This is a genomic window from Ruegeria sp. CG8, assembly GCF_056537165.1.
On record NZ_JBQFRA010000002.1, the window covers coordinates 733,671 to 757,953 of the forward strand.

Genomic DNA, 24,283 nt, shown 5'->3' on the forward strand with positions numbered 1-24,283 from the left:
AGGCCCCGGGATCGTCAGTTCGAGGCGATCTGGAACGATGCCGGCTGGCCGGCGTATTCGTCCAACGCGCCCTGCAGCCATTCCTGATAGGCTTCTTCGCTGACGACTTTGACGGTGATTGGCATGTAGGCGTGGTCCTTGCCGCACAGCTCGGAGCACTGGCCGAAGTAGATGCCTTCCTTGTCGGCCTGGAACCACAGCTCGGCCAGGCGGCCCGGAACGCCGTCCTGTTTGACGCCAAACGCCGGGATCGTCCATGAGTGGATCACGTCGGCCGCCGTGACCTGCATCACAACCACCTTGTTGACGGGAACCACGACTGCGGTGTCGGTGGCCAGCAGCCACTCATCCTCGCTGTAGCCGGCATCGGCCAGCTTGGCACGCATCGCATCGTCCAGAACGAACGGGGTTACATCCGCATCGGCGGGGCGTGCACCTTCGTCCAGAGTGGCCGGGTGACCCAGCAGGTAGCTGTCGAACGCAAAGTCGTGATCGACATATTCATAGGTCCAGTACCACTGGTTGCCGGTCACCTTGATGACGACATCACCCTCGGGGATTTCCTGCTGCTTGAACAGCACCGGCAGCGAGAACGCTCCGATGAAGACCAGGATCAGGATCGGGCCGATGGTCCAGGCGATCTCGACCGGAGTGTAGTGCGAGAACCGCGCCGGGGTCGGGTTTACACGCTGGTTGTAGCGCACGATGCAGTATACCAGCAGGCCTGCGACCAGCAGACAGATCGCGGTGATGATAACCAGAATCATACCGTCAAGGCGGTGAATCCCTTCGGCCAGGCTGGTGGCCGCCGGCTGGAAGCCCATGCCGCCGTCGACCGGCTTGCCGATGATCTCAAGGTCCTGAGCCATGGCGGGAAGGCTGGAGAGGGCTGCGAACACCCCCGAAAGCATCAAAGCATTCTTCATTTTCTGTCCTGATCGTTTGATCTTTGCGTCTCTGGCGAACAGGTGTGAATCGGTCACACCTCTCCCGTTGTCTTTGGCCGCGTTAAAAACCATATTCCGGGAGGTAGATAAAGCAAAATGCTTGCGTCAAACAGACGCTATTTTTGATCTGGATCAAACGCGAAAGGCCGCAACCCATGACTCAAGCCCCGTTTCGCCCGTTCGAGACTGCATTGCCGCATGACGAGGCGCTGGCCGTACTGCGCTCGGCCACCGCTGGGGCCGAAGACGGCGAGCTGTTTGTAGAGCGTCGGAAATCCGAAACACTTGCCTTTGACGATGGGCGCCTGCGCACCGCATCCTACGATGCGTCCGAGGGATTCGGGCTGCGTGCCGTGCAGGGTGATGTGGCCGGTTATGCCCACTCGACCGACGTATCAATGCCCTCGCTGAAACGTGCTGCGGAAACCGCCCGGCTGGCGGTTGGCGACGGAGGAGGCACTTTGGCCGACGCGCCAAGGCGTACAAACAAGCAGCTTTATACGGATGCAGACCCCATCGAATCCGCCAGCTTCCCGGTCAAGGTCGAGACTCTGCGCGAAATCGACGGATTTGCGCGCGATCTGGACCCCAGGGTGGTTCAAGTCAGCGCCGTGATCGCCGCGTCCGTGCAAGAGGTCGAGATCCTCCGCCCCGATGGCACCATGGTACGCGACGTTCGTCCGATGACGCGCCTCAACGTGTCGGTCATCGTCGAACAGAACGGCCGACGCGAAAGCGGATCGGCAGGCGGTGGCGGCCGCGTTGGTCTGGACGGCCTGATTGACCCCACCGATTGGCAGGACAAGGTCCGAGAGGCGCTGCGCATTGCTTTGGTCAACCTTGACGCCGTTCCCGCTCCGGCCGGAGTGATGGAAGTTGCACTAGGCCCCGGCTGGCCCGGCATCTTGCTGCACGAGGCCATCGGGCATGGGTTGGAAGGAGATTTTAACCGCAAGGGGAGTTCGGCCTTTGCCGGGCTGATGGGGCAGCGGATCGCCTCCAAGGGCGTGACCGTGGTGGATGACGGGACGATCCCGGATCGTCGCGGATCGATCACCGTGGATGACGAGGGGACACCGAGCTCGCGCACCGTGCTGATCGAAGACGGCATCCTGACTGGCTACATGCAGGACCGGCAGAATGCGCGCCTGATGGGCGTGTCCCCCACCGGCAACGGGCGCCGGCAAAGCTATGCGCACAAACCGATGCCACGCATGACCAACACGATCATGCTGGGCGGCGATGCCAACCCGGCGGATCTGGTGGCCGAGATCAAGGACGGCATCTGGGCCGTGGGTTTCGGCGGCGGCCAGGTCGACATCACCAACGGCAAATTCGTGTTCAGCTGTACCGAGGCCTACCGGGTCGTGAACGGCAAAATCGGCGCGCCGGTCAAGGGCGCAACGCTGATCGGCGACGGTCCTTCAGCGTTGAAACGTATCCGGGGTCTGGGCAACGACATGGCCCTGGATCCCGGCATGGGAACCTGCGGCAAGGACGGTCAGTGGGTGCCCGTGGGTGTGGGTCAACCCACAGTGCTGATGGAGGGGCTGACGGTCGGAGGATCGGCCGCCTGATGCGAATCGCGCGCCTTCGGCCGGCACCATGGTTAATCCGTGCTGCCGGCCACAAAAGGAATGAACCGTAGCGCATCGAAATAGGCGGCCTGAGAAAAGTTATTACTTTCAAATATTTGCGCACCCACTCCGCGAAACCCACACTGGAACACGCTAAAATTTTCTGCGATTCACAAGCTGTTAACCCGTCACGCCGTAAACCAGTTCTGCAATCAGGCGGAGCGACGGATGACCGAAGAGCAGCTTTCTTCCAATCACCCCCCACTCCCACCCACCACGGAAGAGGACCGGTTTTCCTGGCTTCGCCTGTTGCGCTCGCGCAAAGTTGGCCCGGCAACGTTCCGGCGCCTGATGCACGAACATGGCTCGGCGCAGAATGCGCTGGCCGCATTGCCGGAATTGGCACGCGCTGCCGGAATTGAAGGGTATGAAATATGCCCGCCCGGCGTCATCGAGGCGGAACTCAAGGCCGCAAAAACCGCCAAAGCGCGGCTTTTGTGCCTTGGGGCCGCCGACTATCCTATGGCACTGACCGATCTGAACGATGCCCCTCCTTTGCTTTGGGCAGTAGGCGACGTGTCGGTGCTTCAGCGCCCGATGATCTCGCTTGTCGGCGCCCGCAACTGTTCGTCCTTGGGAACCAGGATGGCGCGGGCTCTGGCAGGTGGCCTGGGTGAGAGTGGTTACGTAGTCGTCTCCGGGCTGGCCCGCGGCGTCGACACCGCCGCGCATCTGGCCACGCTGCAAACGGGAACCGTTGCAGTCATGGCAGGTGGCGTCGACATCATCTATCCAGCGGAAAACAAGGAGCTGGCGCGCGACATCGCGACCAGAGGGCTGCGCATCTCCGAACAACCAATGGGCGTGACCCCGCAGGCCCGCCACTTTCCTCGCCGCAACCGGATCATATCGGGTCTGTCTCAGGCCGTTGTCGTCGTCGAGGCTGCCGCCAAGTCCGGCAGCCTCATCACGGCGCGCGACGCACTGGACCAGGGACGCGAGGTTCTTGCCGTGCCCGGCCATCCGTTCGACGCCCGCGCCGCCGGATGCAATCTTCTGATCCGTGAAGGCGCCACACTGGTGCGCTGCGTGCAGGATGTGATCGACGCCCTGCCCCCGCAGCCGCGCAGCGCACCCAATCTTGCCCCTGACACGGCGCCCGTCGCGCAGACAATCACTCCTCCCGAGGCGCTCCACGCCCGAATCCTGGAACGGTTGGGGCCTTCGCCTTTGGCCGAGGACCAGTTGATCCGGGATGTTGATGCGCCCGCCAGCGTGATCGGCCCCGCTTTGATCGATCTGGAGCTGGATGGATTGATCCGTCGCCAGCCGGGCGGGTTGCTGAGCCTCGCCGTCTAATCTGCCGAGGTGGTTCCAACCCGGGCCGCTGGTCTCAATTAGGCCGGATTTCGGGCCTTTCAGACTGTGCATTGACAAATCCATCTTGCCCTACACATTTTGCACGGCCATAGAAGGCGCCCAATCCGTCGAGCGAGGTTTTTAACTAAATGCCTGTAGTTGTTGTAGAATCCCCGGCCAAAGCAAAAACAATCAATAAATACCTTGGCCCCGACTACACGGTCCTGGCCTCGTACGGCCATGTTCGCGACCTGCCTCCGAAGGATGGATCGGTGGATCCCGACCACGAGTTTTCGATGACTTGGGAGGTCGGCACGGACAGCCGCAAACACGTCAAGGCCATCGCCGACGCGCTCAAGGACGACAACGCGCTGATCCTGGCAACCGACCCCGACCGCGAGGGCGAGGCGATCAGTTGGCACCTGCAGGAGGCGCTGACCAAACGCCGCTCGATCAAGAAGGATACGGCCGTCAGCCGCGTGACGTTCAACGCCATCACCAAGGATGCGGTGACCAAGGCCATGCAGAACCCGCGCGAGGTGGACATGCCGCTGGTCGAGGCGTATCTGGCCCGGCGCGCATTGGATTACCTGGTCGGCTTCAACCTGTCGCCGGTTCTGTGGCGCAAGCTGCCCGGCGCGAAATCGGCCGGCCGCGTGCAATCGGTCTGCCTGCGCCTGATCGTCGAGCGCGAGATGGAGATCGAGGCGTTCAAGCCCGTCGAATACTGGTCGGTAAAGGCGCTGTTCGAAACGCCGCGCGGCCAGACCTATGAGGCGCGGCTGGTCACGCTGGCCGGCAAGAAGCTGGACAAGCATGACATCGCCAACGCCACCCAGGCCGAACTGGCGGTGCAGGCCATCACCAGCCGCGCACTGAGCGTGACCTCGGTCGAAGCGAAGCCAGCCGCGCGCAATCCCAGCGCCCCGTTCATGACCTCGACCCTGCAGCAGGAAGCCAGCCGCAAATTCGGCATGGGCGCCCGCCACGCGATGCAGGTGGCGCAGCGTTTGTATGAGGCCGGGCACATAACATACATGCGAACCGACGGCATCGACATGGCGCCCGAGGCCGTCGCCGCCACGCGGGACGCGATCAAGGACCGGTTCGGTACCGAATACGTGCCGGACAGCCCGCGCATGTACAAGAACAAGGCCAAGAATGCGCAGGAAGCGCACGAATGCATCCGGCCCACGGACATGACCAAGGATGCGGCCGCCCTGAAACTGTCGGATGACGATCAGCGCAAGCTGTACGATCTGATCTGGAAACGTACGATCGCCTGCCAGATGGCCGCTGCGCGGCTGGAACGCACGACCGTCGAAATCGGCAGCGATGACGGTCAGGTGGGGCTGCGCGCCACCGGTCAGGTCGTGCTGTTCGACGGGTTCATGCGCGTCTACGAGGAAGGCCGCGACGATGTCGAGGACGAAGATGACAAGCGCCTGCCCCAGATCATGCAGGGTGATCCGGCGCGCTTTGCCAAGACCACGCTGAAGGATCAGTTTGACAAGGCCACCGCCGACGGCGCGGACAAGAAGGCCATCCTGTCGGACAACCAGGCGGTTCTGGCGCTGCAACACCACACCCAGCCGCCGCCGCGCTATACCGAGGCGACCCTGGTCAAACGGATGGAGGAGTTGGGCATCGGGCGACCCTCGACCTATGCCTCGATCGTCACCACGATTCAGGACCGCGGTTACGTCCGCAAGGACAAGAACCGCCTGATCCCCGAGGAAAAGGGCCGGATCGTCACGATCTTCTTGCTGAATTTCTTCCGCCAGTATGTGGGATACGAATTCACTGCCAACCTCGAAGAGCAGCTGGACGAGGTGAGCGCCGGCGCCCGCGACTACAAGGACCTGCTTTCCAAGTTCTGGCGCGATTTCTCGGCCGCGATCGCCGAGACGTCAGAGCTGCGGATTTCGGAAGTGCTCGACAAACTGGACGAGGCACTGGCCCCGCAGTTGTACCCCCCGCGCGAGGATGGCTCGGATCCGCGCATCTGCCCCAAATGCGGGGTCGGACGGCTGCACCTGAAAACCTCGCGGACCGGCGGATTCGTGGGCTGCGGGAACTATCCCGAATGCACCTATACCCGCCCCATCGCCGGTGAAGGCGCCGAGGGCGAGGAACGCATGCTGGGCATGGATGGCGAGGATGAGATCTGGCTGAAATCCGGACGCTTCGGCCCCTATGTCCAGCGCGGCGAAGCCACGCCCGAGAACAAGAAACCGCCGCGCGCCTCTTTGCCCAAGGGTTGGAGCAAGGATGACATGGACCTTGAGAAGGCGCTGACCCTTCTGAGTCTGCCGCGCGAGATTGGCGAACACCCCGAGGGCGGTATGATCAGCGCCAATTTCGGGCGCTTCGGTCCCTATATCATGCACCAGCTGCCGGATGAGGCGAAGCCGGTCTATGCCAACCTCAAGGATCCCAACGACGTGTTCGAAATCGGCATGAACCGCGCCGTCGAACTGTTGGCGGAAAAGCGCGCCAATCCCGGGCGGCGTGGGCGGGCTGCGGCCAAACCGCTGAAGGAACTGGGCGAGCATCCCGACGGCGGCGCGATCCAGGTTCTGGACGGGCGCTATGGGCCTTATGTGAAGTGGGAAAAGATCAACGCGACCCTGCCCAAGGACATCAAGCCCGAAGACGTGACGCCCGAAATGGCGGTGGAACTGGTCAATGAGAAGGCGGCCAAGAAAGGCACCCGCAAAAAGGCCGCGCCCAAGAAGAAAGCCACCAAGAAGAAAGCCGGCTGATCCCGGCCCCGCGGGCGGTTAGGTAGAAATACCACCCGCCCGCAGGTTTCATTGACTTCCCAATGACGTGGCGGCACAACCTGCCCATCACCATGTCATTGGGGGAGTTTTCCATGAAGAAAGTCTATGCCAATGCCACCGAGGCCCTCGATGGGATACTTCGGGATGGCATGCTGATCGCGGCCGGCGGGTTCGGCCTGTGCGGCATTCCCGAATTGCTGCTGCAGGCGATCAAGGAGTCGGGCGTGAAGGATCTGACCTTTGCCTCGAACAACGCAGGCGTCGACGATTTCGGCATCGGCATCCTGCTGCAGACGCGGCAGGTCAAGAAGATGATCAGCTCGTATGTCGGCGAGAACGCCGAGTTCATGCGCCAGTACCTGTCGGGCGAGCTTGAGCTGGAATTCACCCCGCAAGGCACCCTGGCCGAGCGCATGCGCGCCGGTGGCGCGGGCATCCCGGGCTTCTACACCAAGACCGGCGTCGGCACAGTCATCGCCGAGGGCATGGAGCACAAGGAGTTCAACGGCGAGACCTACATCCTCGAGGAAGGGATCTTTGCCGATCTGGCCATCGTCAAGGCATGGAAGGCCGACGACACCGGCAATCTGGTATTCCGCAAGACCGCCCGCAACTTCAACGTGCCGGCGGCGACCTGCGGCAAGATCTGCGTTGCCGAGGTGGAAGAGATCGTGCCGCGCGGTTCGCTGGACCCCGACTGCATCCACCTGCCCGGTATCTATGTGCACCGGGTCATTCAAGGTCAGCACGAGAAGCGCATCGAACAGCGCACCACCCGCAAGAAGGAGGAAGCGTAATGCCCTGGGACCGCAATCAGATGGCCGCGCGTGCGGCCGAGGAACTGGAAGACGGCATGTATGTGAACCTCGGCATCGGGATTCCGACGCTGGTGGCGAACTATGTGGGCGACAAGGATATCACCCTGCAATCGGAAAACGGCATGCTGGGCATGGGCCCCTTCCCCTATGAGGGCGAAGAGGACCCCGACCTGATCAACGCCGGCAAGCAGACCATCACCGAACTGCCCCGCACCGCCTATTTCGACAGCGCCACGTCCTTTGCCATGATCCGCGGCGGCAAGATCGCGGCGGCGATCCTTGGCGCGATGGAGGTCGACGAGAAAGGCGATCTGGCCAACTGGATGATTCCGGGCAAGCTGGTCAAGGGCATGGGCGGCGCGATGGACCTGGTGGCCGGCGTCGGACGGGTCATCGTGGTGATGGACCACACCAACAAGCACGGCGACAGCAAGGTGCTGAAGGAATGCACCCTGCCGCTGACCGGCAAGGGCGTGGTTGACCGCATCATCACCAACCTGGGCGTGCTGGACGTGGTCGAAGGCGGGTTGAAGATCGTCGAACTGGCCGATGGCGTCAGCGAAGAAGAGATGCGCGCGGCGACTGAGGCGACCATCGCCGGCTGACTTCTGAGCAAACAGAGAAACCGAAAGGCCCGCCAATCGGCGGGCCTTTTTTAATTCATGGACTGAAAGACGCACCCGTCGGAAATCAGCATAGGCGGAGTGGCACACAACGCTCGGGCCACCTGGAAGGCGGCAAGAACCTTGGGGACATAGTCGCGCGTTTCAGCATAAGGCGGAACGCCATTGTGCTTTCGCACCGCGCCTTCACCGGCGTTGTATCCCGCCAGGACGAGAATCGGGTCGTCGTTGAACTCACCCATCAGCCAGTCCAGGTATTTCACGCCGCCGGCGATATTCTGTTCCGGCAACATGCTGTCGGTCACGCCGAACCGCTTGGCCGTGGCAGGCATCAGTTGCATCAAACCCTGTGCTCCAGCGGAGCTGACGGCAGTGGGGCGACCACCTGATTCAACGGACATGACCGCAAGGACCAGCGCTGGCGACACTTTTGTTCCTACAGTCGTACGGAGAATATCGACCCCGCGCTGCTCGACGATCTTCTGAAGGTTCTGCAGCCGCGGAGATGAAATCTGGGTCGCCGCCAAAGCCTGCAGGGCTTCGTCAAGGCGGCCTGGGCCGGCTCGGGTCATATCTGGCGATACCTTGTCCCAGAACGCCTTGTACGCGCCCACGGGGGTCTTTTTCTTCATTATGTCCGGAAAGGCCGCCGGAGGGACTTTGGTCCGGGCTATGATATCGGGCACGACCAAATCGGGGCCCGTGCTGGGCGCTGAAGGTGTTGATGCGTGTTCTTGCGGACTGATCTGTACCGTCACTCGCGGGCGTTCCCCCGCTTTGGGAGCCTTGATCCGTTTGTAAACGCCGCGTGGCTCGATATCCGCAGCAGGTGCCGGAGCCGCCACGGCAACCAGCAACGCCAAAACGCCGGCGCATGTCAGTGCGTCCCGGAAAATCATTTCTGCCTGCCTCATCTGTTCTTTTGAGTTGATTTGATACGCGAATCTTCCCGCAAGGCCAGAAAAACAAAGCGAATTGGGGCGGTTTTGCCTCATTTGGCGCAATTTTGCACCGCCGAAACAGCGTGGCGGGTTAGTGTCAAAACTTTTTTATTTTTTATTTCAATAGGTTACCAGATTAGTGACCAAAAAGTTAAGCCTGAGGCAAAAAATTCGTTGTTTGGCCCAATTCCTGCCACGCACGAGGGGCAAACATAGTGCCATACCGAGACGGTCATGAGCCGACTGAGAGATGAAGCTCTGAAAGACCACGAGGTTTTATTGACTTTTTGATCCTTTAGGAGGGACGTAACATGATCAAGTTCATCAAGAACTTCCGCAAAGACGAAGACGGCGCCGTAACTGTTGACTGGGTCGTTCTGACCGCAGCCGTTGTTGGCCTGGCAGCCGTTGCTTACCAGCAGATCGAAGGCGGCGCGACCGGCCTGGCAACCGACGTTTCCAGCGCCCTGACCAGCGCAACGATCAGCACCGGTTCGAACTCGGCAGCTGGTGGTATCACCACCGCAGGCAGCAACTAAGCTGACTTCATCCCAATCGGGATACAAGGCCGCGCCTGAGGGCGCGGCCTTTTCCTTTGAAGCAAGACAGACGCTGCGCATCGGATTTCGGGCGCCGGGCCAAGCATGGCCCACGTTTGGCCTAAATTCCGCCACGGCGACGCGTTTAAGTCTTTGATAATTAGTTTTTAGGTGCCCGCGAGAATTCTGGTCGCCATCAGAAACCGGAACTGGGCGGAATCACTCTGTCAGGAGGGACGCGAAATGATCAAGTTCATCAGGAACTTCAAAAAAGATGATAGCGGTGCGATCACCGTCGACTGGGTGGTCCTGACCGCAGCCGTCACCGGCTTGGCAGCGATTGCCTACGCTTTGATCCAAGGCGGGACCGAGGGCTTGGCCGACGATGTTGAGGCGGCCCTATCCGACTCGGCGATCAGCATCAGCACCGGCGACAGCAACACGGCCGTTGGCGGGATCATCACCGGTGGATCGAACGGATCCGGCGGCAACTGATTTTCGGGAACTTGGCCAACCGGCCAAATGACAACCGCGCCAGCCGGCGCGGTTGTTCGCGTTTGCCCCCTGCCTTCTCCGCACCGCACAACCCATGCTGGGATACAGCAGACGCCACGTCACGAGATGCTCGTTCGCAACGTTCTGTGCCAATAAAACAACGAAAAATATCCATTTGTCCCACATTTCGACACAATTCCGATTTAGGAAATATGCTGTTTCAATGTCCTGCCCGGACCGATACAGGTCCGGCCAGAGCAATAAAGAGGTATACGCATGCGAGCTGTATTTGGTCTTGTCCTGATCGTCGGGGTCGCCCTGGCTGGCGGTGCGGTCTATATGGCCCGCAACTATATTGCCGAGTATCAGAACGCCCTGGCGCGTGAACGGCAAATGGCCGAAGAGGCCCTTGCCAACGCCAAGGTCGACGTCGTTCCGACCGTCGGCGTGATCGTATCTGAACGTCCGCTGAAATACGGCGAACGCCTGACCCAGGAGGATGTGCGCGTCGTGGAATGGCCTGAGAATGCGGTTCCGGAAGGTTCGTTCACCGATATGACGGTTCTGTTCCCGGAAACCGGCAACAATGAACGCTTTGTTCTGCGCACCATGGAAAAGGACGAGGCCATCATGGAGGTCAAGATCACCCGACCGGGTGAGCTGGCCGGCCTGACCTCGCGTCTTGAAAAAGGTATGCGCGCGTTCGCCATCAGTGTTGATGTTGCCTCGGGCGTTTCGGGCTTTCTTCGCCCCGGCGACGTTGTTGATGTGTACTGGACCGGATCGCTGCGCAGCGCGGTCGAGGGGGCAAACGGCGAAATCACCCGCTTGATCCAGACCAATATCGAGTTGATCGCCGTCGATCAGACGGCAGGATCGGATGTGACCGGCACGACCATTGCCCGGACCGTCACCGTTGCCGCCACGCCGGAACAGATCGCGGCCCTGGCGCAGGCGCAAAACACCGGACGCCTGTCTCTGGCATTGGTCGGGGTTCAGGATGAAACCATCGCAAGTGCGATCGAAGTTGACCAACGCAAACTGTTGGGAATCGAAGAAGCAGCCCCCGCACCGAAGAAAGAGGCAGAGAAGGTCTGCACCATCCGGACTCGCCGCGGCGACCAGATCGTCGAGACCCCGATCCCCTGCACAAACTGACGCCCATTCAGAGCGTTACCATGCCCGAGCCGCGCATAATGCGCGGCTCGTTTCGTTTGGGTTGTTGCGCATTGTCCACATAAGGAAAATTCCAGAAACCCTTGATTATTGCAATAAATCCGGAATTCGCGCAGAGTTCGTCACCATAGGGCATAAGACCCAAAAAAATAGAGTGGTGATCGGAGAGGCAGGTCACATGACAATACGTTCCTTGATTGGTTCGACCCTTTTGGGGTTGGCCCTAGTTCTGAGCCCGGTCGGCGATTCCGCCTGGGCCCAAAATCTTCGCGTGGTCAAAAAAGGCACGGCGGAAACGCTGGATGTGCCCATGAACCGCGCCATCGTGGTTGAAAGCGAACAGCCGTTTGCAGAGCTCAGCATCGCGAATGCAGGCATTGCGGACATCTCATCGCTTTCGGACCGCACAATCTACGTCTTGGGCAAGGCACCAGGCATGACGACGCTGACATTGTTTGACGGCGCCGGAAACCTGATCACGAACGTCCGCGTTCGCGTTGCGCCCGATGTGACCGAATTCAAAGAGCGCCTGCGCCAGATTCTGCCAAATGAGCGAATCGAAGTGCGTACCGCCAATGACGGCATCGTTCTCTCGGGCACGGTTTCCAGCGCAGCCAAACTGGCACGTGCTCTGGAACTGGCCGAGCGCTATGCGCCCGAGCGTGTGTCGAACCTTATGAATGTCGGCGGCGTACAGCAGGTCATGCTGAAAGTCCGCTTTGCCGAGATGAACCGGTCGGTCGCCAAGAACCTGTCCGCCTCGCTGGGTTTTTCCGGCGGTGACGCGACCGGTGGTATCAACACGCTGAACAACCAGTTGTCCCTGAGCAACGCGTTGGCCAACAACATCCCGGCGGTTCAGTCGAATACTGGCGCGATTCTGTTCGGCTTTGGCGCAGGCTCCACCCAGGTCCGGCTGCTGCTGGAAGCGCTGGAAGCCAAGGGCCTGGCCCGTAGCTTGGCCGAGCCCAACTTGTCGGCACTGTCCGGGCAGGAGGCAACCTTCCTCGCCGGTGGTGAAGTGCCGATTCCGGTTCCTCAGGATGACGGTGTGGTTGCCATTGAATACAAGGCTTTCGGTGTCGAAATCGACTTCGTTCCGCGCGTCGTCGACGGTGACCTGATCAACCTTGAGATGGCGGCAGCGGTGTCCAGCATCGACACCAGCTCGAACTTCACCATCAACGGTGACACGGTCCCCAGCTTCATCACGCGCCAGACCAGCACAACGGTCGAACTGCGAGATGGTGAGAGCTTTGCGATCGCCGGCCTGATTCAGGACGACTTTACCGACCTGAGCAACCAAATCCCGTGGTTGGGTGACGTACCTGTTCTGGGTGCATTGTTCCGCAGCGCGGAGTACCAGCGCGAGCAGAGCGAACTGGTGATCATCATCACCGCGCATCTGGTTTCCCCGACCCGGGGCGAAGCCCTGGCGCTGCCGACCGACCGCGTGAAGCCGCCCAGCGAATTCGACCTGTTCATGAACGGCAGAACTGCCCGGACGGAACGGGTTGGTAATGGAGCCGCATCGGAAGTCGCCAAGCAGGACTTTGGCAATTCCTACGGCTACGTCCTGGATTGATAGGGAGGACAGACCAATGCAGAAGTGGATCATCACACTGGGTCTTACAGTCGCTGTCGCCAGCTGTACCCGTGAGGCCGGCTATGAAGTGGACCAGGGCGCATTCGGCAACGCAACGCTGAACAATATCCAGGTCATGAACGGCGAGTTAACCTATGGCCAGATCCTGGCGCAGCGATTCGCTGCCGAGGTTCCGACCCAGATCAACTTTGCGTTCGACAGTGCGCAGCTGGATTCGGCAGCACGCCAGATTCTGCTGTATCAGGCGAACTGGATCAAACAGTTCCCCGAAGCGCGTTTCCGAGTGTACGGCCACACCGACGCCGTCGGATCCCAGTCCTACAACAACAGTCTGGGTCTGCGCCGTGCGCAAGCGGTCGTCAACTTCTTCGCGCAACAGGGTATTTCCCGCTCGCGTCTGGAAGCCGTTGTTTCGTATGGCAAAACACAGCCACTGGTGGCCACGCCCAATCGGGATCGCCGCAACCGCCGCACTGTCACCGAGGTGTCGGGTCTGGTCGATCGCCATCCCAACATCCTGGATGGCAAGTATGCTGACTTTGTTTATCGCGAGTACATCGAAAGCGCGACATTCAAAAGCCAGCTGCGCCGCGAAACGGCCATCGGCGACACCAGCGAACAATAATCAGAAATTGGGCGGCATCGTCGCCCAATTCCCTACAATTGGTTTTTTTGCGCCCAATTCTTGCCCCACTTCCACGCAACATTGTGAACAATTGGGTGACCTGCGGCCAGAATTGACCGCTTAGGGCGACAGCAAGCTGAAACACGGACTGGTATTGTATCGACGTTTGCTGCGCTCTCACGACGAGGATTGTGTTAATGACGAGCGCAACGCCGCAAAACGACGACACCGGCATTCTGGCCTGTACCATCAGCCGAGATGTCCAGAACTTCGACCTGTTGATCGAGGACATGGAAGCCGCTTTGGGCGAGCGCTGGGGTGACCTTGGCTTTGCCGAGGCCCTTGCCTTTTTCAGCCAGCCCGAAGCCGAGTCGCTTCAATTCGTGGCCTTGGCGATCGACGGTGAGGACGAGGATAATCTGACCTTGATGGGTGAGATCATCACCCAGGCCAAGGAAAAGAAGATCAAAGTTGTCCTGATTGCCGAGGACGTGACCCCCGCCGCTCTTCATCAGTTGCTGCGCAAGGGTGCCGATGAATTCGTCCCCTACCCTCTTCCCGAGAACGAACTGCAGGAAGCGATCGACCGCATGAATGCGCCCGAACCTGTCGTGACTCCGCAACAGGTTTCCGTCCCGCTGGCCTCAGGAGCTTCGAAAGAAGGCGCTTTGTTTGTTGTTCAGGGCTTGGCCGGTGGTGTCGGTGCAACGACTCTGGCCGTGAATCTGGCCTGGGAATTGGCGACCGTATCGCAAAAGGATGCACCCAAGGTCTGCCTGATCGACCTGGATCTGCAATACGGAACCATCTCGACCTATCTGGACCTGCCCCGCCGTGAAACCGTGTTCGAAATGCTGTCGGACACCGTGGCCATGGATGACGAAGTGTTTGGGCAGGCTCTGCAGGCATTCGACGAAAAGCTGGATGTTCTGACGGCCCCGACCGACATGGTGCCTCTGGATATTCTCACGCACGAAGACATCCAACGGGTGATCGACATGGCCCGCAAGCACTACGACTATGTCGTGGTCGACATGCCGAAAACGCTGGTGCACTGGTCCGAGACCGTTTTGCAGGCCGCGCATGTCTATTTTGCTCTGATCGAACTGGATATGCGGTCCGCTCAGAACGCGTTGCGTCTGAAACGCGCCCTTCAGGCCGAGGAATTGCCGTTCAACAAGCTTCGCTTTGCGTTGAACCGCGCACCCAAGTTCACGGACCTGAGCGGCAAAAGCCGCGTCAAGCGCATGGGTGAAAGCCTGGGAATCTCGATTGACCTGCAGCTGCCGGATGGCGGCAAGCCGGTCATGCAAAGCGGCGACCATGGTCTGCCTTTGGCCAGCTCGGCCGGCAAGAACCCTCTTCGCCGCGAAATCGCAAAGCTTGCTCAATCCTTGCACAGCCTCGGCAGCAACAGCGCCGAAGCGGCATAACAAAGGCTATCAGGGGGAGAAACCGCCGTGTTCTCACGTTACAAGAAACCATCAGGTGCGCAGCCGGTTGCGACCCCTTCACAAGCCCCCAAGGCCGCCGAAGCCCCAGCTGCTCCGGCAGCGGCACCGTCGCCGTCCACCGCGATTGCCCGCAAACCGGTGGCCAAAACCGCGGCGGAAGCCAAGGGCAACGACCGCGAGCGCAAGCGCAAGGAACGGCTGAGCGAAATCAAGATCGAGCTGCATCGGGAGCTTCTGGAAAACCTGAACTTGGCCGCACTGGAAAATGCAGCCGAAGCCGAATTGCGCACCGAAATCAGCGCGATCGCGAGCGAGGTTCTGGAAGCCAAGAACATCGTTCTCAATCGCGAAGACCGGACCCAGTTGAACAAGGAATTGTACGACGAAGTCACCGGTCTGGGTCCGCTTGAAACACTGCTTCAAGACGACTCGGTCAGCGATATTCTGGTCAACGGCCCGCATCAGATCTTTGTTGAACGCTTCGGCAAGCTCGAACTGAGCGACGTATCGTTCAAAGATGAAAAGCACCTGATGCGGATCATCGACAAGATCGTGTCCGCCGTTGGTCGACGGGTCGATGAATCCAACCCCTATGTTGACGCCCGTCTGCGCGACGGGTCTCGTTTCAACGCCATGGTTCCGCCGATCGCGGTGGACGGGTCCCTGGTTTCCATCCGGAAATTCAAGAAAGACAAGCTTGGCATCGACGACCTGGTCAATTTCGGGGCGTTTACCGAAGAAATGGCCGCGTATCTTCAGGCCGCCGTCTCCACTCGTCTGAACATCATCGTGTCTGGTGGTACGGGCTCGGGTAAGACGACCACGCTCAACGCGCTGTCCAGCTTCATCGATGACGCAGAACGCATTCTGACCATCGAGGACACAGCGGAACTGCAGCTGCAGCAGACCCATGTGGGCCGGATGGAAAGCCGCCCGCCCAACGTGGAAGGCAAAGGCGAAGTCAGCCCGCGCGACTGTCTGAAGAACGCTCTGCGGATGCGCCCTGACCGCATCATCGTGGGCGAAACGCGCGGCGCCGAGGTGATCGACATGCTGCAGGCCATGAACACTGGCCATGACGGCTCGATGACCACGATCCACGCCAACTCGGCCCGCGACGGTATCTCGCGACTGGAAAACATGATCGCGATGGCCGGGATCGAAATGCCGATCAAGGCCGTGCGCAGCCAGATCGCAAGCGCTGTGAACCTGATCGTCCAGGCCAGCCGCCTGCAGGATGGTTCGCGCCGCATGACCTCGATCACCGAGATCACCGGGATGGAAGGTGACGTAATCTCGATGCAGGAAATCTTTAAATTCCAACGAGTTGGCCTGACGCCCGACAATAAGATCATTGGTCACTTCACGGCCACCGGCGTTCGCAGCCACTATTCCGAACGGTTCCGTCTGTGGGGGTATGACCTGCCCGCATCGATCTACGAACCGACGACAATGTAGGAGATCAGGGCATGCAACTGCCAACCGAGGCGCTCATCTATGTCGCGATCTTCGTCGGGGTTCTGGCGCTGGTCGAAGGTATCTATCTGGTGGCTTTCGGCAAATCCATCAGCCTGAACAGCCGCGTCAATCGTCGTCTGGACATGATCGACAAAGGCGTCGGACGCGAACAGGTTCTGGAGCAGCTGCGCAAGGAAATGCAGCAGCACATGAAGTCGCAGAGCATTCCACTCTACTCGCTGTTGGCCGACAAGGCCCAGAAGGCAGCGATTGCCTTCAGCCCGCGGCAACTGGTCATGATCATGGCGCTGGTGTCCGTGGTCGCGTTCATGGGCCTGAGCATCGGCACCAGAACCGACACAATCCTGCGGGCAGCTCTGTCGATCGCAATCGGTATCGGCGCTGTCTATGCCTGGGTCAATCACAAGGCCAAGAAGCGCATGGGCATGCTTGAAGAGCAGTTGCCCGATGCCGTGGAACTGATGGTGCGCTCACTTCGGGTCGGCAACCCGTTCGTTTCGACGATCCAGATCGTCGCGAACGAGGTGCAGGATCCGCTTGCGACCGAATTCGGCGTGATTGCCGACGAATGCGCCTATGGCCGTGACGTGGGCGAGGCGTTGAAGGACATGGCCGAACGTCTGGACATGCAGGATTTGCGCTTTCTCGCGGTCGCCGTTGGCATCCAGCAGCAGTCGGGCGGCAACCTGGCCGAGATCCTTGACGGGCTTGCCAAGGTGATCCGCGCACGGTTCCGTCTGTTCCGCAGGGTCAAGGCGATCACGGCCGAGGCGCAGTGGTCGGGCAAGTTCCTTTCGGGGTTCCCACTGTTTTGCCTGGTTTTCATTCTGGTCAAGGACCCCGGGTACTATGACTCGGTTCTGGACCACAAATGGTTCATTCCCGCCTGTTTTGTCGTGGGGATCATGCTGACGCTGAACCTGATCGTCATGCGCATTCTCACCAACATCAAGGTCTGAGGGCACGACCATGGAATTTCTGACCCAAATCAACGACATGCTGACGGATCAATTGGGCGAGTTCGGCCCGCTGATCGTCGTCGGCGTGCTGGGATTGTTCATGGTTCTGGTGACCATTCCGATCCTTTTGAACCAGCCCGAAGATCCCTTGAAAAAACTGCAGCGTGCAAATGCTGCGCCCAAAAAGGAAAAACGCGGCAAGAAGGATCAGTTGCGCAACTCGGGCCGGAACGAACAGCTTGAAAAGTTCGCGACCTTCCTCGAGCCGAAAGATGAAGAAGAATACTCGGCCATGGAGCTCAAGCTGCGCCAGGCCGGTTACCGCTCGAAAGACTCCGTTCGGTTCTTCCACTTTGCGCAATTTGCGTTGGGGATCACCGGGATCGTATTGGGTGTTCTCCTGGTGACCGTGTTTTCAAACGGGCAGGAATTCACCGGTCAGCAAATGATGATCCGCGTTCTGGTACCGGGTGCCATTGGATACTACATCCCCAAATACTGGATCACGCGCCGGATCGAAGAGCGCAAAGAGAACATTACCGCGGGCTTTCCCGACACGCTTGACCTGATGCTGGTCTGTGTGGAAGCCGGTCAGTCTCTGGACCAGGCGATCGTGCGTGTGGCCGGCGAGATGAAAGCCTCCTACCCCGATATTGCCCAGGAATTCGAGATCGTCGCCTATGAAATGAAGGCCGGCAAAGAGAAGGATCAAGTTCTGCGCGATTTCGGGACGCGCTGCGGTGTCCAGGATGTAAGCTCTTTCGTGACGGTGATGATCCAATCCGCCACATTCGGTACGTCGATTGCCGACGCCCTGCGGGTTTATGCCGGCGAGATGCGCGACAAACGCGTCATGCGCGCCGAAGAAGCCGCGAACAAGTTGCCAACGAAAATGACCCTTGCCACAATGATGCTGACGGTGCCGCCGCTGCTGATCATTCTGGTCGGTCCCTCGGCAAAAGGCATCATGGAGTTCGGTAACAGAGGCCAATAAGCCCATGCCCTCATGCAACCGGTGCGCCCGCTTCGGGTTCCACCGCCTGATGATAGCCACCGCGGTTCTTGCCGTGGTGGCTTCGTGTACGGACCCAAGTGTTTCGAACGGGCCTTTCGCCCCCGGCGTCGACCCCAAAGGTGGGCCGATTGACGAAATTGCTGTCGGGAACCGATTGATGGCAGCCGGAGAATACGAACTGGCCATGGAATCGTTCACCCGCGCGGCCCTGACGGAAGGGATGACCCCGGAAATCCTGACCTCGATCGGAACCGCCAATCTCGGCCTCAGGCGGCTGGGACAAGCCGAGCCCCTGTTGCGACAAGCGGTCGAAGAAGACCCGGATTGGTCGGTTGCGTGGAACAATCTCGGCGTTCTGCTGATGGAAAAAGGTGAGTATGCCGAGGCCGCGCAGGTCTTCCAAAGGGCTTATGCGCTGGACAATGGCGAAAGTGACGCAATCCGTGACAATCTTCGCTTAGCGCTCGCAAAAATGGAAAATCCTGTTAATAATACACCACAAGAACAAGAATATACGCTGGAGCAGCAAGGGAACGGAGCTTTCCTGCTGCGGAAGAACCAGTAACAGAGGCAAGAGCAGTAAGGGACGCAAAAATGCGCCAACAACTCCTGATTCCGACAGTCGTCGTGTGCGGGCTGATCCTGTCTGCATGCGCAAAAGAAACCGAAGAGGAAAAGGTCGAACGCACGTTCCAGGAAGTGAACGTCATCGACGAGACGAACCTCAACGACGTGATGCTCAATGCGGCTGACCCGAACGAGGCAGTGACCTATTTCCGTGGAGCCGCCGGCAAGAATCCAGATCGGATCGATTTGCAGCGCGGCCTTGCCATTTCGCTGACCCGCGCCAAGCGCAGCACCGAAGCATCGGCCGCCTGGAAGCGCGTGACCGCGATGTCCGGTGCAACGAACGCGGATCGCGTCGATTATGCGGACTCGTTGGTCCGCAGTGGTGATTGGAAGGCGGCAAAGGCAGCGCTGGACCAGATCCCCCCGACCTACGAGACGTTCAAACGCTATCGGCTTGAAGCCTTGGTGGCAGACGCCAGCAAGGATTGGAAGCGTGCGGACCAGTTCTATGAAACCGCAATCGGGCTGACAACACGGCCGGCTGGCGTGATGAACAACTGGGGGTATTCCAAGTTGACCCGCGGCCAATATTCCGAGGCCGAGCGCCTGTTCACCGAAGCCATCCGACAGGACAGTTCATTGTTCACGGCGAAGAACAACCTGGTTCTTGCCCGCTCGGCGCAGGGTAATTATTCCATGCCGGTGATCCCGATGTCCCAGACCGAACGCGCGGAACTCTTGAACACGATGGGCATCTCGGCCGTGAAGCGCGGTGACATCAACACTGCCAAGAACCTGTTCCGGGAAGCCATCGCCACCCATCCGCAGCATTTCGACGAAGCGGTTCGGTCGCTCCGCGCGCTCGAGGAAGCATAAGGCATGGAAATTCCTGCAGTGGCAGCCCAGTGGTTTCTACCATTTGTGCTGCCCATCTGTTTCTATGTCGCGTTCACCGACATGCGGGAAATGAAGATCAAGAACCATGCGGTCACAGCTCTGGCGCTGGTTTTTGTGGTGGTCGGGCTGATTGTGCTGCCACCTTGGTCGGGCGAATGGGTTGGGGCCAGCATCGGGCCGTTGCAGTTTTCTCTGCCGGTCTATGCCTGGCAACTGTTCCATCTGGTGGTCGTGCTGTTTTTTGGCATTCTTCTCAATGCCGCAGGCGCCATGGGTGCGGGCGACGCCAAGTTCTGCGCAGCTGCGGCTCCGTTCGTGTGGGTTGGTGATTTCTTGCTGGTGATGGTGATTCTGATGGTCACGACGCTGGCCGCGTTTGCCACCCATCGGCTGGCCAAATACTCCCGCCTGCGCCAGATCGCTCCGAACTGGGAAAGCTGGGATCAGGGCAAGAAATTCCCCATGGGGCTGGCCTTGGGTGCGAGTCTTGGCATCTATTTGATTTTGGGCGCAATTAACGGCTCGTAAACCATCATGTCTGCGCCTTGCCCGCGCCTTGGTCCTGCCACAAAGCTGCGCCAGATTTTCCGCAAGTGGTCCCTTTCGGGACACAAGGATTGACAACTGGATAGACGAGCCGCGCTCATGAACATGCAGACCTCATCCGTTATGGCTCCTCCTGCCCCGAAGGGTCTGGGGGAAATGCAGCTTCCGCTGGTTATGATGCGGGACATCCTTCTGAAGACCGTTTTCCGCAAGAATGTGGACACGGTGAGCGAGATCGCCGCCTCGATCTGCCTGCCGAGTTCGGTGACGCAGGAATTGGTCGACATCGCCCGCGAACAGAAGCTGCTTGAGGCGACTGGGACATTGAACGCCAACAGCGGCAACGAAATGGGCTATCAGCTGACCGACGCCGGCAAGGCACGGGCGTTGGACGCGCTGAGCCAGTCCGAATACTTCGGCGCCATGCCCGTTCCGCTGGAAGTCTACCGCGAGCAGGTCAAACGACAGTCGATCCGGAACATCCAAGTCACACGCGATCAGCTGACCGGCGCCATGGGGCATCTTGTCCTGCCGGACAGCCTGCTTGACCACCTGGGTCCTGCGGTCAGCGCCGGTCGCTCGATCCTGATGTACGGCCCGCCGGGCAACGGTAAGTCTTCGATTTCAAACGGAATTCGGGATGCGTTGGGTGACAACGTCTTTGTTCCGTATGCCATCGAATATGCCGGTCAGGTGATCACCGTGTACGACCCGATCGTGCACACAGCGATCGAGCAAGAGGCTGACGACCCGAACAGCCTGCGCCGCCGCAAGCGGTTCGACACGCGGTACGTCCAGTGTGAACGCCCCACTGTGGTCACGGGTGGTGAACTGTCGCTGAGCATGCTGGACCTTGTCTACAACCCCACGGCGCGCACTTATCAGGCGCCGCTTCAGCTGAAATCGACCGGCGGCATCTTCATCGTGGACGACCTTGGCCGCCAGGCCGAGCCGCCGCAGGCCCTGATCAACCGGTGGATTGTTCCGCTGGAAGAGGGCAAGGACATTCTGGGTCTTCAGTCGGGTGAAAAGTTCGAAGTTCCCTTCGACACACTGGTCATCTTCTCGACCAACTTCCACCCGAACGAGATCTTCGACCAGGCCGCGCTTCGCCGGATCTTCTTCAAGATCAAGATTGACGGCCCGAACCAGGAAAACTTCCTGAAGATCTTCGCCATGGTGGCCCGCAAGCGCGGCATTCCGTTGGACGAGGCCGCGCTGGTACATCTGCTGAAGGTCAAATACCCGACCATCAACAATGTCTATGCGAACTATCAGCCGATCTTCCTGATCGATCAGATGATCTCGATCTGCGAATTCGAGGGCATCCCCTATCAAATGAGCCCGGAATTGATCGACCGCGCCTGGGCGAACATGTTCGTCAAGGACGAGGAAATCGTTAAGTAAGACGGGCCCAAACCGCATTCCGCTTTGTCACCGGGCGGGCTAGTCTGCGCATATGACGCAGATTCCCGCCCGGATTGACACCTGGTTTACCGCCAGAGGTTGGTCCATCCACCCGCATCAACAGGCCATGATCGACCGGGCGCGGGCCCCGGCGACGCTGTTGATCGCGCCCACGGGCGGCGGCAAGACGATGGCCGGGTTCCTGCCCTCGCTGATCGAACTGGCCGAGGGGCGGCACGCGGGGCTGCACACGATCTATGTCTCGCCGCTCAAAGCGCTGGCCGCCGACATCAAGCGCAACCTGCGCGGCCCGGCCGACGAGATGGGCTTGCCGATCCGGATCGAGGATCGCACCGGCGACACCACCCCCACACAGAAGAAACGCCAGCGCGTGGACCCGCCGCATATCCTGCTGACGACTCCGGAAAGCCTGGCGCTGCTGACGTCCTACGAAGATGCACCACGCATGTTTCACGGCGTCCAACGCGTGATCGTGGACGAGATACACGCGCTGGCCGAAAGCAAGCGGGGCGACCAGTTGATGCTGGCCCTTGCGCGCCTGCAGACCCTGTGCCCCGATCTGCGGCGCGTGGGCCTGTCGGCGACGGTCGAGGACCCGGACGCAATCGCGCGCTTTCTGGCCCGCCACCCCGACCCTTGCGACATCGTTCTGGCCGACCCCGGCCCCGACCCCGATATCGCCATGCTGCAAACGGCCGAAATGCCGGCCTGGGCCGGGGGCGGCGCGGCCTATGCCATTCCGGCGGTGCTGGAGCAGGTCCGGCGGCACAAAACGACGCTGATTTTCCACAACACCCGCGCTCAGGCCGAGATCTTCTTTCACAACCTGTGGCTGGCCAATGACGAAGGCCTGCCCATCGGCATCCACCATGGCAGCCTCGACCGGCAACAGCGCGAACGGGTCGAGGCGGCAATGGTCCGTGGCGACCTGCGCGCCATCGTCTGCACCGGCAGCCTTGATCTGGGAATCGATTGGGGCGACGTGGACCTTGTGATCCAGATCGGCGCCCCCAAAAACGTCAAGCGCCTGGTCCAGCGGATCGGGCGGGCCAACCACCGCTACAACGCGCCGTCCAAGGCCCTGCTGGTGCCTGCCAACAGGTTCGAGGTGGTCGAATGCGTCGCCGCGCTGGAGGCCGCGCGCGCGCACGATCTGGACGGCGAGCCGCGCGGCCCCGGCCCGCGTGACGTTTTGTGCCAACACATCCTGATCGCGGCCTGCGCCGGACCGTTCGATGCCGATGCCCTTTATGCCGAGGTCACCTCGGCCGGTCCCTATGCCGATCTGTCCCGCGCGGCCTTCGATGCCTGTCTGGAGTTCTGCGCAACTGGTGGCTATGCGCTGCGGGCCTATGACCGCTGGCAGCGCCTGCAACAGCGCCCCGACGGGTTGTGGCAGCTGCGTGACCCGCGCGCGACGCAACGCATCCGCATGAATCTGGGCACGATCCAGGACAGCGATACCCTGAAGGTCCGGCTGAAACGCAACCGGGGCGGCAAACCCCTGGGCGAGGTCGAAGAGGCCTTTGCCGCATCGCTGACCCCCGGCGACACCTTCCTGATCGGCGGTCAGATCGTGCGCTATGAAGGGCTGCGCGAAACGGTTGTCGAGGTCACGCGCCGTGCGGACAAAAAGCCCAAGATCGCCACCTTCTCGGGCACCAAGTTCGCCACTTCGACCCAGCTGAGCGACCGCATCCTGCGGATGTTCGCACAGCCCGGCTGGCCGCAACTGCCCGAACATACGGGTGAATGGCTGGAACTGCAGCGCCGGATGTCGCGGCTGCCCGGGCGTGACCGGCTGTTGATCGAGAGCTTTCCCAATGACGGCCGCGAAAACCTGTGCGTCTACGGCTTTGCCGGACGCAACGCACAACAGACGCTGGGTCTGCTGCTGACCAAACGGATGGAGGAAACCGGGCTGGCCCCGCTGGGCTTTGTCGCGACCGACTATGCCACGCTGATCTGGGGACTGGACGCGGTCACCGATCCCAGCCCCCTGTTCCAGATCGAGGCCTTGCGCGACGGGTTGGACAACTGGCTGGCGGGCAACGCGGTGATGAAACGGACCTTCCGCGCTTCGGCCACCATCGCCGGGCTGATCGAGCGCAATACGGGTGGCCAACGCAAAAGCGGGCGGCAGGCGACCTTTTCGTCGGACATCCTGTACGACACGCTGCTGAAATACGACCCCGACCATCTGCTGATGCAGATCACCCGCGAAGAAGCCATGCGCGGGCTGGTCGATTTCGGACGGATCGAGGCCATGATCGCGCGCATCGGCGACCGGATCGACCTGATCCGGCTGGACCGGGTGTCACCGCTGGCGGCGCCGTTGCTGCTCGAGGTGGGAAAGGTTCCGGTCAAGGGCGCGGCCGAAGAGCGGCTGCTGGCCGAAGAAAGCGCCCGTTTGTTGCGCGAGGCCGGCCTGGAACCCGCCTGA

21 protein-coding genes are annotated in these 24,283 nt (G+C 60.4%); 19 read left to right on the forward strand and 2 right to left on the reverse strand.

The genetic code is table 11. The annotated features are described in order from the left end of the window. Positions 1-14: 14 nt before the first annotated feature. A complete protein-coding gene (coxB, locus tag ACR0EF_RS09675) occupies positions 15-926 on the reverse strand; it encodes a cytochrome c oxidase subunit II (protein ID WP_170337536.1) in 912 nt (303 codons plus the stop codon). A gap of 176 nt (positions 927-1,102) precedes the next feature. Here coxB and tldD point away from each other — a divergent pair, with 176 nt between their 5' ends. From tldD to ACR0EF_RS09700, 5 genes are all read left to right on the forward strand, one after another. Beyond that, positions 1,103-2,524, forward strand: coding sequence for a metalloprotease TldD (gene tldD, locus ACR0EF_RS09680; RefSeq protein ID WP_170372049.1), 1,422 nt, complete (start codon positions 1,103-1,105; stop codon positions 2,522-2,524). Between the two features lie 228 nt (positions 2,525-2,752). Beyond that, on the forward strand, positions 2,753-3,883 hold the full coding sequence (dprA, locus tag ACR0EF_RS09685; RefSeq protein ID WP_170372048.1) for a DNA-processing protein DprA: 1,131 nt from the start codon (positions 2,753-2,755) through the stop codon (positions 3,881-3,883). A gap of 149 nt (positions 3,884-4,032) precedes the next feature. Next, on the forward strand, positions 4,033-6,648 hold the full coding sequence (gene topA, locus ACR0EF_RS09690; RefSeq protein WP_170372046.1) for a type I DNA topoisomerase: 2,616 nt from the start codon (positions 4,033-4,035) through the stop codon (positions 6,646-6,648). A gap of 113 nt (positions 6,649-6,761) precedes the next feature. Then, positions 6,762-7,466, forward strand: coding sequence for a CoA transferase subunit A (locus ACR0EF_RS09695; protein ID WP_170372044.1), 705 nt, complete (start codon positions 6,762-6,764; stop codon positions 7,464-7,466). Beyond that, positions 7,466-8,092, forward strand: a complete 627-nt coding sequence (locus tag ACR0EF_RS09700; RefSeq protein ID WP_170358191.1) for a CoA transferase subunit B — start codon at positions 7,466-7,468, stop codon at positions 8,090-8,092. Before ACR0EF_RS09695 ends, ACR0EF_RS09700 begins: the two co-directional genes overlap by 1 nt. Before the next feature lie 50 nt (positions 8,093-8,142). Here ACR0EF_RS09700 and ACR0EF_RS09705 read toward each other — a convergent pair whose 3' ends face one another. Further along, on the reverse strand, positions 8,143-9,009 hold the full coding sequence (locus tag ACR0EF_RS09705) for a lytic transglycosylase domain-containing protein (protein ID WP_170371003.1): 867 nt from the start codon (positions 9,007-9,009) through the stop codon (positions 8,143-8,145). Positions 9,010-9,362: 353 nt separating this feature from the next. Between ACR0EF_RS09705 and ACR0EF_RS09710 the strand changes: the two genes are divergently transcribed. From ACR0EF_RS09710 to ACR0EF_RS09775, 14 genes are all read left to right on the forward strand, one after another. Further along, positions 9,363-9,590 carry a Flp family type IVb pilin gene (locus tag ACR0EF_RS09710; RefSeq protein ID WP_093962753.1) on the forward strand — a complete coding sequence of 76 codons (228 nt, stop codon included), beginning with the start codon at positions 9,363-9,365 and terminating at the stop codon, positions 9,588-9,590. A gap of 243 nt (positions 9,591-9,833) precedes the next feature. Beyond that, on the forward strand, positions 9,834-10,085 hold the full coding sequence (locus ACR0EF_RS09715; protein WP_170337531.1) for a hypothetical protein: 252 nt from the start codon (positions 9,834-9,836) through the stop codon (positions 10,083-10,085). Between the two features lie 276 nt (positions 10,086-10,361). Further along, a complete protein-coding gene (gene cpaB / locus ACR0EF_RS09720) occupies positions 10,362-11,243 on the forward strand; it encodes a Flp pilus assembly protein CpaB (RefSeq protein ID WP_170358187.1) in 882 nt (293 codons plus the stop codon). Positions 11,244-11,439: 196 nt separating this feature from the next. Then, the gene (locus ACR0EF_RS09725; RefSeq protein ID WP_093963039.1) at positions 11,440-12,846 is read left to right on the forward strand and encodes a type II and III secretion system protein family protein; all 1,407 of its coding nucleotides are present in this window, start codon (positions 11,440-11,442) and stop codon (positions 12,844-12,846) included. A gap of 16 nt (positions 12,847-12,862) precedes the next feature. Further along, positions 12,863-13,492, forward strand: coding sequence for an OmpA family protein (locus ACR0EF_RS09730; RefSeq protein WP_093962756.1), 630 nt, complete (start codon positions 12,863-12,865; stop codon positions 13,490-13,492). 197 nt (positions 13,493-13,689) lie between these two features. Continuing rightward, complete coding sequence (locus ACR0EF_RS09735) at positions 13,690-14,925, forward strand: CpaE/TadZ family protein (RefSeq protein WP_170372042.1); 1,236 nt, start codon at positions 13,690-13,692, stop codon at positions 14,923-14,925. A 27-nt stretch (positions 14,926-14,952) separates the two neighbouring features. Next, positions 14,953-16,404 carry a TadA family conjugal transfer-associated ATPase gene (locus tag ACR0EF_RS09740; protein ID WP_093962758.1) on the forward strand — a complete coding sequence of 484 codons (1,452 nt, stop codon included), beginning with the start codon at positions 14,953-14,955 and terminating at the stop codon, positions 16,402-16,404. Positions 16,405-16,415: 11 nt separating this feature from the next. Then, on the forward strand, positions 16,416-17,384 hold the full coding sequence (locus ACR0EF_RS09745) for a type II secretion system F family protein (RefSeq protein WP_093962759.1): 969 nt from the start codon (positions 16,416-16,418) through the stop codon (positions 17,382-17,384). A 10-nt stretch (positions 17,385-17,394) separates the two neighbouring features. After that, entirely contained in the window at positions 17,395-18,378 is a 984-nt protein-coding gene (locus tag ACR0EF_RS09750; RefSeq protein WP_170337908.1) for a type II secretion system F family protein, read from the forward strand. Positions 18,379-18,427: 49 nt separating this feature from the next. Further along, on the forward strand, positions 18,428-18,964 hold the full coding sequence (locus ACR0EF_RS09755) for a tetratricopeptide repeat protein (protein ID WP_170372040.1): 537 nt from the start codon (positions 18,428-18,430) through the stop codon (positions 18,962-18,964). A gap of 29 nt (positions 18,965-18,993) precedes the next feature. After that, entirely contained in the window at positions 18,994-19,845 is an 852-nt protein-coding gene (locus ACR0EF_RS09760; RefSeq protein WP_170337527.1) for a tetratricopeptide repeat protein, read from the forward strand. Between the two features lie 3 nt (positions 19,846-19,848). Then, positions 19,849-20,394 (forward strand): prepilin peptidase, encoded by a 546-nt coding sequence (locus ACR0EF_RS09765; RefSeq protein ID WP_170337904.1) that lies wholly within the window; start codon positions 19,849-19,851, stop codon positions 20,392-20,394. Between the two features lie 117 nt (positions 20,395-20,511). Further along, a complete protein-coding gene (locus tag ACR0EF_RS09770) occupies positions 20,512-21,819 on the forward strand; it encodes a P-loop NTPase family protein (RefSeq protein WP_093962764.1) in 1,308 nt (435 codons plus the stop codon). 52 nt (positions 21,820-21,871) lie between these two features. Continuing rightward, positions 21,872-24,283 carry a ligase-associated DNA damage response DEXH box helicase gene (locus tag ACR0EF_RS09775; protein WP_170372038.1) on the forward strand — a complete coding sequence of 804 codons (2,412 nt, stop codon included), beginning with the start codon at positions 21,872-21,874 and terminating at the stop codon, positions 24,281-24,283.

Bases quoted from the DNA above. Each gene is read 5' to 3' on its own strand.
- coxB (WP_170337536.1), bottom strand. From the start codon at position 926: ATGAAGAATGCTTTGATGCTTTCGGGGGTGTTCGCAGCCCTCTCCAGC.
- tldD (WP_170372049.1), top strand. From the start codon at position 1,103: ATGACTCAAGCCCCGTTTCGCCCGTTCGAGACTGCATTGCCGCATGAC.
- dprA (WP_170372048.1), top strand. From the start codon at position 2,753: ATGACCGAAGAGCAGCTTTCTTCCAATCACCCCCCACTCCCACCCACC.
- topA (WP_170372046.1), top strand. From the start codon at position 4,033: ATGCCTGTAGTTGTTGTAGAATCCCCGGCCAAAGCAAAAACAATCAAT.
- ACR0EF_RS09695 (WP_170372044.1), top strand. From the start codon at position 6,762: ATGAAGAAAGTCTATGCCAATGCCACCGAGGCCCTCGATGGGATACTT.
- ACR0EF_RS09700 (WP_170358191.1), top strand. From the start codon at position 7,466: ATGCCCTGGGACCGCAATCAGATGGCCGCGCGTGCGGCCGAGGAACTG.
- ACR0EF_RS09705 (WP_170371003.1), bottom strand. From the start codon at position 9,009: ATGATTTTCCGGGACGCACTGACATGCGCCGGCGTTTTGGCGTTGCTG.
- ACR0EF_RS09710 (WP_093962753.1), top strand. From the start codon at position 9,363: ATGATCAAGTTCATCAAGAACTTCCGCAAAGACGAAGACGGCGCCGTA.
- ACR0EF_RS09715 (WP_170337531.1), top strand. From the start codon at position 9,834: ATGATCAAGTTCATCAGGAACTTCAAAAAAGATGATAGCGGTGCGATC.
- cpaB (WP_170358187.1), top strand. From the start codon at position 10,362: ATGCGAGCTGTATTTGGTCTTGTCCTGATCGTCGGGGTCGCCCTGGCT.
- ACR0EF_RS09725 (WP_093963039.1), top strand. From the start codon at position 11,440: ATGACAATACGTTCCTTGATTGGTTCGACCCTTTTGGGGTTGGCCCTA.
- ACR0EF_RS09730 (WP_093962756.1), top strand. From the start codon at position 12,863: ATGCAGAAGTGGATCATCACACTGGGTCTTACAGTCGCTGTCGCCAGC.
- ACR0EF_RS09735 (WP_170372042.1), top strand. From the start codon at position 13,690: ATGACGAGCGCAACGCCGCAAAACGACGACACCGGCATTCTGGCCTGT.
- ACR0EF_RS09745 (WP_093962759.1), top strand. From the start codon at position 16,416: ATGCAACTGCCAACCGAGGCGCTCATCTATGTCGCGATCTTCGTCGGG.
- ACR0EF_RS09750 (WP_170337908.1), top strand. From the start codon at position 17,395: ATGGAATTTCTGACCCAAATCAACGACATGCTGACGGATCAATTGGGC.
- ACR0EF_RS09755 (WP_170372040.1), top strand. From the start codon at position 18,428: ATGATAGCCACCGCGGTTCTTGCCGTGGTGGCTTCGTGTACGGACCCA.
- ACR0EF_RS09760 (WP_170337527.1), top strand. From the start codon at position 18,994: ATGCGCCAACAACTCCTGATTCCGACAGTCGTCGTGTGCGGGCTGATC.
- ACR0EF_RS09765 (WP_170337904.1), top strand. From the start codon at position 19,849: ATGGAAATTCCTGCAGTGGCAGCCCAGTGGTTTCTACCATTTGTGCTG.
- ACR0EF_RS09770 (WP_093962764.1), top strand. From the start codon at position 20,512: ATGAACATGCAGACCTCATCCGTTATGGCTCCTCCTGCCCCGAAGGGT.
- ACR0EF_RS09775 (WP_170372038.1), top strand. From the start codon at position 21,872: ATGACGCAGATTCCCGCCCGGATTGACACCTGGTTTACCGCCAGAGGT.